Here is a 12541-nt window from a genome sequence, read left to right on the forward strand (position 1 = left end):
CGGAGGTGGTCCGCCGACGATGTGCGGGCCGCCCCGGCACGCCCCGATCCGCCCCACGAACGGAGTGCGCCGTGAGCGACGAGCTTCCGCAGGCCCCCGGTGAGACCCCTCACCCGGTACCGCGGGACATGCCCGACCAGCAGGCCCACGGGGGCGACGACCCCTGGGACGTCGTCTCGGGGCAGGACGGGCCCGAGACCGGCGAGGACGAACCGGCGACGGACGTCCCCGACACCGACGAGGCGGGCACCGCCCGGCAGGGCGCTCCACGCTCGGACACCGCGCACCCCGAGCACCCGGGGCCGGAGGAGTCCCCGGCCTGAGCGGCCGGGCTGAGTACCGCGGCCCGAGCGGCCGGAGGACGGGTGGCCGCCTGGAGGCGGCCACGCGCGCGAGCCACCGCCAACGCGACGGGGGGCCGCGGGAGTTGCTCCCGCGGCCCCCCGTCGCGGACGAGGTCCGGGCGGCTCAGGCGAAGGCGTTCACCCCGGTCAGCTCCGCCGACAGGGCCCACAGCCGGGTGGCCTGCTCGGGGTCGGTGGCGTACGCCTTCACTCCGGTCCGGGAGTCGTCCTCCGGGGCCGGCTCGGCGATGTCGCAGTCCTCGCAGTACACCCCGCCGAGGCCCGCCAACTGCGGCGACGTCGCGGCCCAGACCTGGGTGGCCGCGCCCTGCTCCGGCGTCTTGAACAGGTCGGGGTGCAGGAGGTCGCCGCTCTCGTCGATCCACCCGCGCTCGACCATCTCCTCCTTGGGCAGATGCCGCTGGAGGGGCGTGAGGATGCCGCCCGGGTGCAGGGCGAACGCCCGTACGCCCGAGTCCCGGCCGAGCCGGTCGAGCTCCACGGCGAACAGCACGTTCGCCGTCTTCGCCTGCCCGTACGCCTCCCACTTGTCGTAACCGGTGCGCCAGTGCACGTCGTCCCAGCGGATGCCGGAGGCGTGGTGGCCGGTGGAGGAGACCGACACGACGCGCGCCCCGCCCGGTGCGATCGCCGGCCACAGCCGGTTGACCAGGGCGAAGTGGCCGAGGTGGTTGGTCGCGAACTGAGCCTCCCAGCCGGGGCCGACCCGCGTCTCGGGGCAGGCCATGATGCCCGCGCTGTCGATGACGATGTCGATGGTGCGTCCGGAGGCGAGGAACCGCTCGGCGAAGGCCCGCACGCTCTCCAGGTCACCGAGGTCCAGCTCGTCCGTCTCGACGCCGTCGATGCCCTCCAGGGCGTCGCGGGCGGCCTCAGGACGCCGCGCCGGGACCACCACGTGGGCGCCCGCGCGGGCCAGTGCCCGGGTCGTCTCCAGGCCGATGCCCGAATAGCCGCCGGTGACGATCGCGAGCTTGCCGGAGAGGTCGATCCCCTCCAGGACCTCGTCTGCGGTGCTCTTGGCGCCGAAACCCGAACCGATCTTGTGCTGTGCAGTGCTCATGTCCTGAACGCTACGAATTGGAGCGGACTCCAAGTCAAGCGGACACGGCGTCCGTGGCCCGCGGCCGCCGGCGAGGGGCGGGGAGGGCAAGGGAAAGGCCCCGACCGGACGGGGGAATCGCGGTCGGGGCCGTCTGTGGGTGGGCACGGATGGCGGTCGCCTCTCGGCGAAACGCTCCACAGGGCTTCAGCCGAACGATCGTCCCTGTGGGCAAAAGGTGAGGCCCGGGGACACAGTCCCATCCGCACCCACGAGTCGTTCAACGGGAAACTACCGGTCGGTGTTCCCCGGGGCGTCCGAACCGACGGTGACGTGCGTCACGCCCCGGCGGGCGTCCGGCGCGTCCTGGCCCAGGCGAGCAGATCGTCCACGCCCCAGGTGGTGATCACCCGCGCGGCGGGCACCCCGCACTCCTCGGCCCGCGCGCAGCCGTAGATCTGCCAGTCCAGTTGCCCCGGCGCGTGCGCGTCGGTGTCCAGCGAGAACAGGACGCCCGCCTCGACCGCGCGGCGCAGCAGCCGGCGCGGCGGGTCGAGGCGCTCGGGACGGCTGTTGATCTCGACGGCCGTGCCCGTCTCGGCGCACGCCGCGAAGACGGCGTCCGCGTCGAACGCCGACTCGGGCCGGCCGCGCTCGCCGATGAGGCGGCCGGTGCAGTGCCCGAGCACGTCCGAGAGCGGATTGCGTACGGCGGCGATCATCCGGCGGGTCATCGACGGACCGTCCATGCGCAGTTTGGAGTGCACCGACACGACCACCACGTCGAGTCGTTCCAGCAGCTCCGGCTCCTGGTCGAGCGAGCCGTCGTCGAGGATGTCGCACTCGATGCCGGTCAGCAGCCGGAAGGGCGCCCAGCGCTCGTTCAGGTCCGCGACGACCGCCAGTTGTTCCCGCAGCCGCTCGGGGGACAGCCCGCGTGCCACGGTCAGCCGCGGCGAGTGGTCGGTGAGCACCGCCCAGTCGTGGCCGAGCCGGGCGGCGGCCCGCCCCATGTCCTCGATCGGACTGCCGCCGTCCGACCAGTCGGAGTGCAGATGGCAGTCCCCGCGCACCAGCTCCCGCAGAGCCGTACCGCCCTCGGTGAGCGGCCCTCCGACGTCCCGCTCCACCTTCTCCAGATAGCCGGGGACCTCACCGGCCAGCGCCTCCCGGACCACCTGGGCGGTCTTCGGGCCGACGCCCTTGAGCTTCTCCAGCGAGCCGTTGCCCGCTCGCTCCCGCACCTCGTCCGCGGGGAGCGCCGCGAGGACCGCCTCCGCCGTGCGGAAGGCCCGTACGCGATAGGTGGGGGAGAGGCTCCGCTCCAGCAGGAACGCGATGCGGTCCAGGGCCTCCACGGGGTCCATCGCCACCTCCTCGCCGCGGTCGCGCAGGCCGCCGCCCGCTCCTCCCAGGGTTGCCCAGCCGTCCCCCGGCCGCACCACGGAAGCGGCGGGCCGGCCCGCGGACGGCAGCCGCAGCCGGCTCACCCGGCTGGGTGAACACCGGATTCCCGCAGCTCCGCGACCTTCCGGGCGCGAGGCGACCGCGGCTCCCGGGCGCCGCGCTGACCGGCGACAACCGCTTTACGATCTAGCCATGACCGAAAGCTCGAGCCCTTACATCTCCCGCCCGCGGATCCTGGTGCTCGGGGTGCAGCCGGGCACGCCGCCGTTCCGGATCATGGAGATCGACGGCGAGATGGTCGGCGAGGCGAGGGCGATCACGGACGTCCTGGAGTACGCCGCCGCGTACGGCATCACCGTGCACGACCTCGACGACCCGGACGTGGTCCGCTGGGTGGGCGGCGACAAGCTCACCTGGGTGCCGCGCTGACACCGGGTCCGTCGGGGCGGGAGGCGACCTCGCCGGTCAGGGAGCCGTCCGCGGACGAGTACGTTGGGCCGGCATGCGGATCACGAAGTACACCCACGCTTGTGTACGGCTCGAACATGCTGGCCGCGTGCTGGTCATCGATCCCGGGACGTGGAGCGAGCCGGCCGCCTTGACCGGCGCGGACGCCGTGCTGGTGACGCACGAACACGCCGATCACATCGACGTCCTCCGCCTGGCCGGGCTCGGCGTGCCGGTCTACGCCCCGGTCGAGGCGAACATCCCGCGGGTGGAGGTGATCGGGGTGTCCTCCGGCATGGGATTCACCGCCGCCGGCTTCCGCGTACGGGCGGTCGGCGGTCGTCATGCGACCGTCTACGCGGGCCGGCCCGACTGTGCGAACCTCGGCTACATCATCGATGAGGCGGTCTACCACCCCGGAGACTCGCTGCACGTACCGGATGAGCCGATCGAGACGCTCCTGGTCCCGGTCCACGGGTCGTGGATGAAGACGGCGGAAGCCATCGACTTCGTCAAGGCCGTCGAGCCCGGGCGGGCGTTCGGCCTGCATGACGCCCAGATCAACGATCGCGGCCTCAGCGGCGTCAACGGCTGGCTCGCCCAGGAGACGAACGGCTGCTACCGGTACCCGAGGCCCGGCGAATCGGCCTGAGCCGTGCCGAGGACCGTGCCGAACTCCCCGTCCCCCTCCGCTTGGCCGGCGTCCGAGGTGATCGAGTGGGCCGTGAACTCCGTTGTGGCGGAAGCCGGTTCCGATCGCCGGGGAGTGGAAGGCTCGCCGACCTTCGCAGGTCATGGGCGATGGCGGCGAGCGGGCGGCGCCGGTGACCCGCGCCGCCGCCCGAGCCGTTCGTCAGCCCACGGTCCACTTCTGGTTGGCTCCGCCGGAGCAGGTCCAGATCTGCAGCCGGGTGCTGTTGGCCGAGTTGTTCCCCGTGACGTCCAGGCACTTGTTGGCCGCGGGGTTCACGATGTCGTGCGCCGCGCTGACGGCCCACTTCTGGCCCGTGCCGCCCGTGCAGTCCCACAGCTGGATCGGTGTGCCGTCCGCCGTGCCGTTGTTGGTGACGTCCAGGCACTTGCCGAGGGCGCGGATCGTGCCGTCGGAGCCGACCGTCCACTGCTGCGCGGCCGTCCCGTTGCAGTCGTAGAGCTGTACGGGCGTTCCGTTGGCCGTACCGGCCGCCGCGACGTCCACGCACTTGCCCGCGAGGCCCTTGATCGGGGCCGCGGTGCCGCTCGGGCTGTCGCTCGTCGTCACCTTCACCTCGTCGACGACGAGTTGCTGCGGGAAGGACGTGGAACCGTCCGGGTCGCCGGGCCAGTAGCCGCCCACCGCGAGGTTGAGGATCAGGAAGAACGGCTTGTTGAACACCCAGGTGTTGCCGCCGAGGTCGGCGGGCGTGCGTCGCTGGTAGACCGTGCCGTCCACCGACCAGGTGATCGAGTTCGGGGCCCAGTCCACCGCGAAGGTGTGGAAGGCGTCCGCGAAGGCCTGCCCGTTCGGCAGGGAGTAGCCCGCGCCGATACCGGCGGACCCGGAGTAGCCGGGGCCGTGGATCGTGCCGTGCACGGTCGACGGCTCGAAGCCGACGTTCTCCATCACGTCGATCTCACCGGAGTTCGGCCAGCCGACCTGCCCGATGTCGCTGCCCAGCATCCAGAACGCCGGCCACATGCCCTGCCCGCGCGGGATCTTCATGCGCGCCTCGACATGGCCGTACGTCGAGCTGAACTTCCCGGAGGTGTTCAGCCGGGCCGAGGTGTACTGACATGTGCCGTACCAGCACTGGTAGTTGGACGGGCTCTCCTTGCGGGCCGTGATGACCAGGTGCCCCTGGCCGTCGAGCGCCGCGTTCTTGTTGCCCGACGTGTAGTACTGCCGCTCGTGGTTGTTGACGTTGTCGCCGGTCTCGATCTGCCACTTGGACGAGTCGACGGCCGAACCGGCGGCACCGTCGAAGGTGTCCTGGAACGTGACCGCGGCAGCGGCCGCCGCCGGACCCGCGTGGGCGGGAGCGGCGACGGCCGAGGCGGAGGCGACGAGCGCGGCGGACAGCGCGGCGAAGAGGCATCTGCGCAGCAGGCGTGGGGAGTCCATGACTCTCCCTTCCTACGGCTGCCCGCGGGGCGGGCGAGCCGACTGTGGTGGGGGGTGCATGCTTCGCCTCTTGATTTAAGAAGTGAGGTAAGGGAGTGTCAAGACTCTGGTCCGTACCATCACTTGGGGTGACGCGTCAGGCGCGAAGGCGCTTGCGGGGGTGCACCGCCCGGCCGAGCCGACGGCCCAGCAGCAGGTAACCGATCAGCGCTCCGCTGGTGTTGAGGATGACGTCGTCGATGTCGAAGGAGCGTCCGGTGATGAGGGCTCCCTGGACCAGTTCGACGAGCAGCATGACGACCGCGGTCAGGAGGAGCACGCGCAGGATGCCCCTGGTCCGCGGGAAGATCACGGGCAGCAGCACTCCGAAGGGGATCCCCAGCAGGATGTTGCCGCCGATCTGCTTGACGGCGTCGCGCAGCTCCGGCTGGTCGAGATAGGCCTTCAGGGACCGTCCGGGGTGGAGGTTGTTGTGGATCAGAGCCGTGGACGCCGGTGAGGGCTCCAGCGTCAGATGGGCCAGCGCGACCGCGAAGGCGACCATCGCGACGAACCCGATCAGCATGGCCACGGCCCGCAGCGGCCAGGCCATCGTCTCGCGCTGGGGTGCCGGTTCAGGGGCCCTGCGGCCGAAGAAGGACCGCGACGTCCCGGCCTTGACCCGGTCGGCCTTCGAAGTGTCCCTGCCCCGCTCCGACTTCGACGTCCTGCTTCGGTCTGATCCGGACTTCGGTGCCGATTTCCGGCGACCTGCCTTCGCGACCCGTGTGCCCAACGCCGTGCGGACCATGCGGCCCTCCCCTAATGTCACGCTGCCCTCTGGTGCAGCCCGCATACCCCCTAAAGGCCTGTCGATGCGCGCGTTCGGCGACCGGTCCTGAGGACGTTCGAGGCCTCCACCGCCCTCCGCGGAGAGGTGGACGGGACCTGCCGGGAACGCGCTCCGTGAGTGCGCACGAGAGGCTCGGACGACCCCGGAGACAGCGGCGGCGCCCGGTGCGACCACAAGGCCGCACCGGGCGCCGCTCTCCGGCCCTCCCGGGCTCAGCTGCCGTAGGTGATCTTCACCTCCTCGAAGCCGAGTGAACGCAACAGGCCTTCGAGCATGCCCGTGGTGTTCTTCTCGGCCCGCGAGGTGAGTTCGCTGTCCTTCGCCGCGTCGCTGATGTGCTTGACCGCGAGCTTCTGTACGGCCTGCTCGTTGTTCGGGTTGCCGGAGAAGACGTCCCCGAGCCGGTCGAGGAGGCCGCGCTGCTTCGAGACCGCGTACGAGTGGTCGGGGTCGAGGGCGGCCTTGCCCAGCGCCGCGTGCGGCAGGTGCAGCGTGGCGGACGTCCGGTCCTTGTTGACCTTCACGTCCTCCTTGGCGAGGTGCCCCAGGTCGACGTAGGCGTCGACCGTGCCGGCCCCCACGTACAGCGTGCGGGTGCCACGGATCGCGTCGGGCAGGTACTTGGCGTCCTTCTCCAGGTCCACGACCACCTGGAAGTTGCCCGAGGCCGCGTCGTAACGGCTCATGTCCTGGATCGACTTGAGGAGTGTGGGCCCCGACCTGTCGTGACTCTCCGTCCCGAACAGGTCACGCAGACCCGGCAGAACGGCCAGCCGCAACCCGGCGAAGAGCACCACGAGCACCAGTACGAAGGCGCAGACCACCTTCGCCCAACCGGGCATGCGCTTGATGGACGTCGTCATGTCGACGGCCCTCCTTTCAGCGCCCGTATACCCGGCAAGTCCCGTGACAGGCCAACGGGTTGGACCGGAGCCGGGGCGGCGGCGCCCCGCCGGGCCCGGCCGGACGGCGACCGGAGCCCGCGACGTCCACGGCCGAAACGCCCGCCGCGGCGGGCATTCCCCCCGGTCGAAGGCCCGAGGGGTGCCCAGTAGCATGAGGTACGCACTCCGGGACGATCTTGCCAACCGGCGACGCAACCCGGTTCGATCATGCGAGGAGCGGTCGTGCGTGACATCGCCGTGTTCAGCGGTAGTGCCCATCCCGAGCTGGCGGCCGAGCTCTGTGCCCACCTCGGTGTGCCCCTCAGTCCCACCCGGGTCAGCCGGTTCGCCAACGACTGCCTGGAGGTCCAGCTCCAGGCGAACTGTCGCGAACGGGACGTCTTCCTGGTGCAGCCCCTGGTCGCGCCGGTGCAGGAGCACCTCGTCGAACTGCTGATGATGTGCGACGCGGCGCGCGGCGCCTCGGCCGGACGCATCACCGTCGTGATGCCGCACTATTCATATGCGCGTTCGGACAAAAAGGACATGCCGCGGATCTCCATGGGCGGTCGGCTCGTCGCGGACCTGCTCGTGGCGGCCGGCGCCAGCAGGGTCCTGGCGGTGACCCTGCACTCCCCGCAGGTGCACGGCTTCTTCTCGGTGCCGGTGGACCATCTCCACGCGCTGCGGGAGCTGGCCGCGCACTTCCGGGGCAACGACCTGTCGCGTACGACGGTCGTCTCGCCCGACCTCGGCAACGCCAAGGAGGCGGCGGCGTTCGCGCGGCTGATCGGGGCCCAGGTGGCCGCGGGCGCCAAGCAGCGCTTCGCGGACGACCGGGTGAGCATCAGCAGCGTGATCGGTGAGGTCGCCGGGCGGGACGTGATCGTCCTGGACGACGAGATCGCCAAGGGCAGCACCGTCCTCGAACTCCTGGACCGGCTGCGGGAGATGGGGCCCCGTTCGATCCGGGTCGCCTGTACGCACGGACTGTTCGCGGCGGGGGCCTTGAAGCGGCTCAGTGAGCAGCCCGACGTGCTGGAGATCGTGTGCACCAATACCGTGCCGGTGCCGGTCGAGGAGTACACCGAGAAGCTCAGTGTGTTGTCCGTCGCGCCGGCGCTGGCGGAGGCGGTGCGGCGGATCCACAACGGGGAGTCCGTGAGCGCCCTCTTCGACGCCCCTCGCAACGAGTAGCCCCCCGCGTCGCGGGCTCGCTCTCTCCCCCTCCGGCGACAACCTTCTTTCGCCCCCTCCGCCCCTACCCTTCCCGTACCTGGGGCTCCGCCCCAGACCCCGCTCCTCAATCGCCGGAGGGGCTGAATTTCCCGCCCGCACCCGGCGTCCGGCGTGAGGGGCCGTGCCGGTACATCAGATGCCCGTCGCTTACGCCCGGATCGAGCAGCGTTCCGCTTCTCCACTCACGCCTGATTCAGCGGCGACGGGCGGATGTACCGGCACGGCCCCGACCCACCCACCGGACCGGAGCCGTGCCCGGGCCGGCAGCCCGGCAGACCGTCAGTCGACGGTCAGGACCAGCTTGCCCGCCGTGCGGCCCGTCTCGCCCAGCGCATGGGCCTTCGCCGCGTCGCTCAGCGGGAACGTCTCCGCGACCGTCGCCCGCAGCGCCCCCTCCTCGACGAGTCCGGCGATCGCCCGCATCCCCGCCTGGTCGGCGTCGACGAGCATCCGGATCGCGCGCACCCCGAGCCGCTCGGCCTCCTCGTAGAACTCGTCCGAACCGACCGGAATGATCGAGACGACCACGCCGCCGGGGCGCAGCACGCGCAGGGACCGGAGCCCCGTCTCCCCGCCGATCGGGTCGAGCACGACGTCGACGTCCCGTACGGCCTCGGCGAAGTCGACGCTCGTGTAGTCGATCGGCTCGTCCACGCCGATGGACCGCAGGAAGTCGTGCTTGCCGGCGCTCGCCGTACCGATCACGTACGCGCCGCGCGCCTTGGCGATCTGCACGGCCACGTGTCCGACCCCGCCCGCCGCCGCGTGGATCAGCACGCGCTGGCCGGGCTGCACGTCCGCCCGTTCCGTGAGGGCCTGCCACGCGGTGAGGGAGACCAGCGGGAGGGCGGCCGCCTGGGTGTGGTCGATGGAGGACGGCTTCAGCGTGAAGGCGCGGGCGGGCGCGGTCACGTACTCGGCGTGCGAGCCGTGGCCGAACGGGTAAGACAGCATCCCGAAGACCTCGTCCCCGGGCTGGAAGAGGGCGACGCCGATCCCGGTCGCCTCGACCACGCCGGACACGTCCCAGCCGAGGACGAACGGCGGCTCACCGAGGAAGCCGCCGTTCGCGCGGTGCTTCCAGTCGGTCGGGTTGACCCCGGCCGCCCGTACCCGGACGAGGATCTCGTTGGGGCGCGGAGCGGGTCGTTCCACGGTCACTTCTTCAAGGACCTCGGGGCCGCCGAGGACGTTCTGGCTGATGGCTCGCATGGTGTTCACAGTGCTCATGGTGAACCAGCCTGCCGTGCCCCGCCCGATCGGGAAATGGCATGATTGCCAACCTTCGATACGATCGTGCCATGGAGCGGACGGACCAGATGGACCCGGTGGACCGGATGAAACAGGCGAGGCCCGTCAGGGCGGCAGGCCACGTGGAGCGGGTCGTCGTGCTGGCGCTCGACGGCGTCTACCCCTTCGAGCTGGGCATCCCCAGCAGGATCTTCGGCGCGGCCGAGGGCCGGTACGAGGTGCTGACCTGCACGGTCGACGGGGGCCCGGTCCGCACGGAGACGGACTTCTCCGTCACCGTCGACCACGGCCCAGAGATCATGGGCACCGCCGACACGGTGGTGATCGCGGCGGTCACCCCGTCCAAGGTGAGCTCCGAGATCTCCGACGAGGTGGCGGCCGCCCTCGCGCACATCCGCCCCGGCACCCGCATCGTCTCCATCTGCACGGGCGCGTTCGTGCTGGCCGCCGCCGGGCTGCTGGACGGACGCCGGGCCACCACGCACTGGTTCGTCGCGGAGCAGTTCCGGCGCATGTTCCCGCGCGTCGACCTCGACCCGGACGTCCTGTTCGTCGACGACGGCGAGATCCTCACGTCGGCCGGTGCGGCGTCGGGCATCGACATCTGTCTGCACATCCTGCGCGAGGACCACGGCAGCGAGCTGGCCAACAGGGTGGCCCGCCGCTGTGTGGTGCCACCCCTGCGCGAGGGCGGCCAGGCCCAGTACATCGAGCTGCCGGTGCCGGAGTTCTCCGCGGCGAGCACCGCGGCGACCCGTGCCTGGGCGCTGGCCCGTCTCGGGGACCCGCTCGGCCTGAGCGACCTCGCGGGCCACGCGCGGATGAGCCTGCGGACCTTCGCCCGCCGCTTCAACGACGAGGTGGGCATGAGCCCGGGCCGCTGGCTCATCCAGCAGCGGGTGGCGCGGGCCCGCCATCTGCTGGAGGCCAGCGACCTGTCGGTGGACCAGATCGCCGGGGAGGTCGGCTTCGCGACGGGTGCCTCCCTGCGGCAGCACCTGCACGCGACGATCGGCGTCTCGCCGCAGGCGTATCGCCGGACGTTCCAGGCGACACGCTGAGTCCGGCCCGTCCTCGATCCGCCGGTCATCGAACGATCCCCGTGCCTTCCGCGTCGTAGGAGCACGAACACGGAACGGTGTGACGGGGGGTCGGGTATGCGCAGAGGGATCGCGGCCGGAGTGGTGCTGGCCGGACTGGCGTTGGCGGGGTGCGGCGGTGCGGACGTGCGGGACGGCCTGGTGGTGAAGGGCACCCCGCCGGCCAGGCCCTACACGGGGCCGCTCCATCTGCCCTCGGAGAAGAGCTCGGGGGAGGGCGAGCCGGAGCCGGGGGAGGGCTCGGGCGCGGCGGGCAAGGCGCTGGAATGCGACGGCGCGATCTTCTCGGGCGGTGGCTCGGACCGTTGGAGCAAGGGGGACGGCGGTTCCACCCCCGAGGAGGGGCTGAACGCGTACTTCGACATCTACGTGCCCGAGGAGCCGGACTACGGCTACCGCGTGGAGCGCCGGGAGGGCGATCGCGTCCTGTTCTCCTTCGACGTGAAGGGCAGGACCAAGGTGGCCGTCGTCGTCGCCAAGGACCAGCCGCACCGCCCGGGTTGGGGTCCGGAGACCAGCGCGTCCTGTGACCCGTCGGAATGGCCGGCGAGCTATGCCAGGTCCAAGGGCTACGAGATCTGGACGGACCGCGAGGGCCACCGCGTGCCGACCACGAAGGTGATCAGCTCGCCCGGCGCCGAACACTGCGACTGGCAGAGCGCGCACTTCATCGATCTGGGCAGCGGCCCGAACTCCCGCATGTACGTGCGCGATCCCGAGGGGCTCTTCGACACCGAGCTGAACGGCACCTACGACGCGGATGCCCGCATGCCCGCGGACGCGCGCGACACCGGCTACCACTACCGCGACTGGTCCCTCTGGCTCGCCGCGGACAGGTCGACGGCCTACGTCCGTACCTCCGACGGCGTGGAGGCCTGGCCCGCTGCGGCCCGTCCGATCGGCTGCGACTAGGGCGTCGGCACCGGCCGTCGCCGGCGGCCTCACCGGCTCATGTGCAGCGCGACGAGCAACTGCCAGACCTGGTCGGCGACGTCGTCCGGGGTCCCGTCGAGCAGGCCGTGCAGCCAGTCCGCGAGGACGCCGGTGAACGTGGCGGCGACCGCGGAGGCCACGAGCGGGGCGTCCGGCGCGCCGGCGAGCGTGCGCTCAGCGAGGCTGCGGGCCCGCAGGTCGTGGTGGAGCACCCGGCCCAGTGGGCCACCGCCGCCCGGGCTCAGCAGCGCGCGGTACAGGCCGGTGTGCGGGGCGAGTTGGGTGAAGAAGGCGCGCAGCGCGGGCGGCGCGGACACCGGGTCGGGCCGCCCGCGCCACGCGTGCAGCGCCTCCACGGCCTCCCGCACGACATCGGCGCAGGCGTCGACGGCCAGCGCCTCCCGGTCCGCGTAGTGCACGTAGAAGGTGGCCCGGCCCACGCCGGCCCGCCGGGCGAGCGCGGCGACGCCGGTCTCCTCCAGGGGGTGTTCGGCGCATTCGTCGAGCAGTGCCTGCCGCAGCTTGGCGCGGGTCCGTGCGGCGCGCGGGTCGTCGGGTGTCACCGGGCGAGGAGGACGGCGGCGAGGGCGACCGCGCCGGGCAGCGCCTGGGCGAACAGGATGCGGCGGTTGGCCGTAGCCGCTCCGTACACACCGGCCACCACGACGCAGCACAGGAAGAAGACCTGGACGCGGAACCCGGTCGGGTCCGCGGCGATCAGTCCCCACACCAGCCCCGCGGCCAGAAAGCCGTTGTACAGCCCCTGGTTGGCCGCGAGCGGAGCGGTCGCGCGTGCCATCTCGGGGTCGAATCCGTGCAGCCCCCGCCCCGGCTTCTTCTCCCAGAGGAACATCTCCAGCACCAGGATGTAGACGTGCAGTGCGGCCACCAGGCCCACCAGCACGTTCGCGGCCGTCTGCATCGTCTGCGCTCCGTTCAC

14 protein-coding genes are annotated in these 12541 nt (G+C 71.7%); 6 read left to right on the forward strand and 8 right to left on the reverse strand.

The features are described 5' to 3' along the window. The first annotated feature begins 71 nt into the window (after positions 1-71). A complete protein-coding gene (locus tag B0675_RS22600; RefSeq protein WP_081220633.1) occupies positions 72-323 on the forward strand; it encodes a hypothetical protein in 252 nt (83 codons plus the stop codon). 145 nt (positions 324-468) lie between these two features. Here the strand turns inward: B0675_RS22600 and B0675_RS22605 are convergent, their stop codons facing one another. Continuing rightward, entirely contained in the window at positions 469-1428 is a 960-nt protein-coding gene (locus B0675_RS22605) for an SDR family NAD(P)-dependent oxidoreductase (protein WP_081220634.1), read from the reverse strand. Positions 1429-1745: 317 nt separating this feature from the next. Continuing rightward, a complete protein-coding gene (locus B0675_RS22610; protein WP_081221947.1) occupies positions 1746-2774 on the reverse strand; it encodes a PHP domain-containing protein in 1029 nt (342 codons plus the stop codon). A gap of 232 nt (positions 2775-3006) precedes the next feature. Between B0675_RS22610 and B0675_RS22615 the strand changes: the two genes are divergently transcribed. Together B0675_RS22615 and B0675_RS22620 are read left to right on the forward strand one after the other, a co-directional pair. Beyond that, positions 3007-3243 carry a hypothetical protein gene (locus tag B0675_RS22615; protein WP_081220635.1) on the forward strand — a complete coding sequence of 79 codons (237 nt, stop codon included), beginning with the start codon at positions 3007-3009 and terminating at the stop codon, positions 3241-3243. 73 nt (positions 3244-3316) lie between these two features. Continuing rightward, positions 3317-3913 carry an MBL fold metallo-hydrolase gene (locus B0675_RS22620; protein ID WP_081220636.1) on the forward strand — a complete coding sequence of 199 codons (597 nt, stop codon included), beginning with the start codon at positions 3317-3319 and terminating at the stop codon, positions 3911-3913. Positions 3914-4114: 201 nt separating this feature from the next. Here B0675_RS22620 and B0675_RS22625 read toward each other — a convergent pair whose 3' ends face one another. The 3 genes from B0675_RS22625 to B0675_RS22635 form a co-directional block, all read right to left on the reverse strand. Beyond that, positions 4115-5362 (reverse strand): family 16 glycosylhydrolase, encoded by a 1248-nt coding sequence (locus B0675_RS22625; protein WP_081220637.1) that lies wholly within the window; start codon positions 5360-5362, stop codon positions 4115-4117. Positions 5363-5498: 136 nt separating this feature from the next. Next, positions 5499-5954, reverse strand: a complete 456-nt coding sequence (locus tag B0675_RS22630) for a VanZ family protein (protein WP_107482705.1) — start codon at positions 5952-5954, stop codon at positions 5499-5501. 452 nt (positions 5955-6406) lie between these two features. After that, on the reverse strand, positions 6407-7057 hold the full coding sequence (locus B0675_RS22635; RefSeq protein ID WP_081220639.1) for a DUF4230 domain-containing protein: 651 nt from the start codon (positions 7055-7057) through the stop codon (positions 6407-6409). Between the two features lie 264 nt (positions 7058-7321). Here B0675_RS22635 and B0675_RS22640 point away from each other — a divergent pair, with 264 nt between their 5' ends. After that, positions 7322-8275 (forward strand): ribose-phosphate pyrophosphokinase, encoded by a 954-nt coding sequence (locus B0675_RS22640; RefSeq protein WP_081220640.1) that lies wholly within the window; start codon positions 7322-7324, stop codon positions 8273-8275. A 321-nt stretch (positions 8276-8596) separates the two neighbouring features. Here the strand turns inward: B0675_RS22640 and B0675_RS22645 are convergent, their stop codons facing one another. Then, the gene (locus B0675_RS22645) at positions 8597-9547 is read right to left on the reverse strand and encodes an NADP-dependent oxidoreductase (RefSeq protein ID WP_081220641.1); all 951 of its coding nucleotides are present in this window, start codon (positions 9545-9547) and stop codon (positions 8597-8599) included. Between the two features lie 89 nt (positions 9548-9636). On the opposite strand from B0675_RS22645, the gene B0675_RS22650 reads away from it, so the two are divergent. Then, a complete protein-coding gene (locus B0675_RS22650) occupies positions 9637-10629 on the forward strand; it encodes a helix-turn-helix domain-containing protein (protein ID WP_206602734.1) in 993 nt (330 codons plus the stop codon). A gap of 96 nt (positions 10630-10725) precedes the next feature. Further along, positions 10726-11580, forward strand: a complete 855-nt coding sequence (locus B0675_RS22655; RefSeq protein WP_081220642.1) for a hypothetical protein — start codon at positions 10726-10728, stop codon at positions 11578-11580. A 29-nt stretch (positions 11581-11609) separates the two neighbouring features. Here B0675_RS22655 and B0675_RS22660 read toward each other — a convergent pair whose 3' ends face one another. Continuing rightward, on the reverse strand, positions 11610-12164 hold the full coding sequence (locus B0675_RS22660; RefSeq protein WP_081220643.1) for a TetR/AcrR family transcriptional regulator: 555 nt from the start codon (positions 12162-12164) through the stop codon (positions 11610-11612). After that, positions 12161-12523 (reverse strand): DUF1304 domain-containing protein, encoded by a 363-nt coding sequence (locus tag B0675_RS22665; protein WP_081220644.1) that lies wholly within the window; start codon positions 12521-12523, stop codon positions 12161-12163. Before B0675_RS22665 ends, B0675_RS22660 begins: the two co-directional genes overlap by 4 nt. Positions 12524-12541: the final 18 nt, after the last annotated feature.

This window comes from Streptomyces sp. M41(2017) (assembly GCF_002078175.1).
Lineage (GTDB): Bacteria > Actinomycetota > Actinomycetes > Streptomycetales > Streptomycetaceae > Streptomyces.

Excerpts from the sequence above, each read along its gene's own strand:
- B0675_RS22630 (WP_107482705.1), bottom strand. The coding sequence starts at position 5,954 with ATGGCCTGGCCGCTGCGGGCCGTGGCCATGCTGATCGGGTTCGTCGCG.
- B0675_RS22615 (WP_081220635.1), top strand. The coding sequence starts at position 3,007 with ATGACCGAAAGCTCGAGCCCTTACATCTCCCGCCCGCGGATCCTGGTG.
- B0675_RS22625 (WP_081220637.1), bottom strand. The coding sequence starts at position 5,362 with ATGGACTCCCCACGCCTGCTGCGCAGATGCCTCTTCGCCGCGCTGTCC.
- B0675_RS22605 (WP_081220634.1), bottom strand. The coding sequence starts at position 1,428 with ATGAGCACTGCACAGCACAAGATCGGTTCGGGTTTCGGCGCCAAGAGC.
- B0675_RS22645 (WP_081220641.1), bottom strand. The coding sequence starts at position 9,547 with ATGAGCACTGTGAACACCATGCGAGCCATCAGCCAGAACGTCCTCGGC.
- B0675_RS22655 (WP_081220642.1), top strand. The coding sequence starts at position 10,726 with ATGCGCAGAGGGATCGCGGCCGGAGTGGTGCTGGCCGGACTGGCGTTG.
- B0675_RS22610 (WP_081221947.1), bottom strand. The coding sequence starts at position 2,774 with ATGGACCCCGTGGAGGCCCTGGACCGCATCGCGTTCCTGCTGGAGCGG.
- B0675_RS22620 (WP_081220636.1), top strand. The coding sequence starts at position 3,317 with ATGCGGATCACGAAGTACACCCACGCTTGTGTACGGCTCGAACATGCT.
- B0675_RS22665 (WP_081220644.1), bottom strand. The coding sequence starts at position 12,523 with ATGCAGACGGCCGCGAACGTGCTGGTGGGCCTGGTGGCCGCACTGCAC.
- B0675_RS22650 (WP_206602734.1), top strand. The coding sequence starts at position 9,637 with ATGGACCCGGTGGACCGGATGAAACAGGCGAGGCCCGTCAGGGCGGCA.
- B0675_RS22635 (WP_081220639.1), bottom strand. The coding sequence starts at position 7,057 with ATGACGACGTCCATCAAGCGCATGCCCGGTTGGGCGAAGGTGGTCTGC.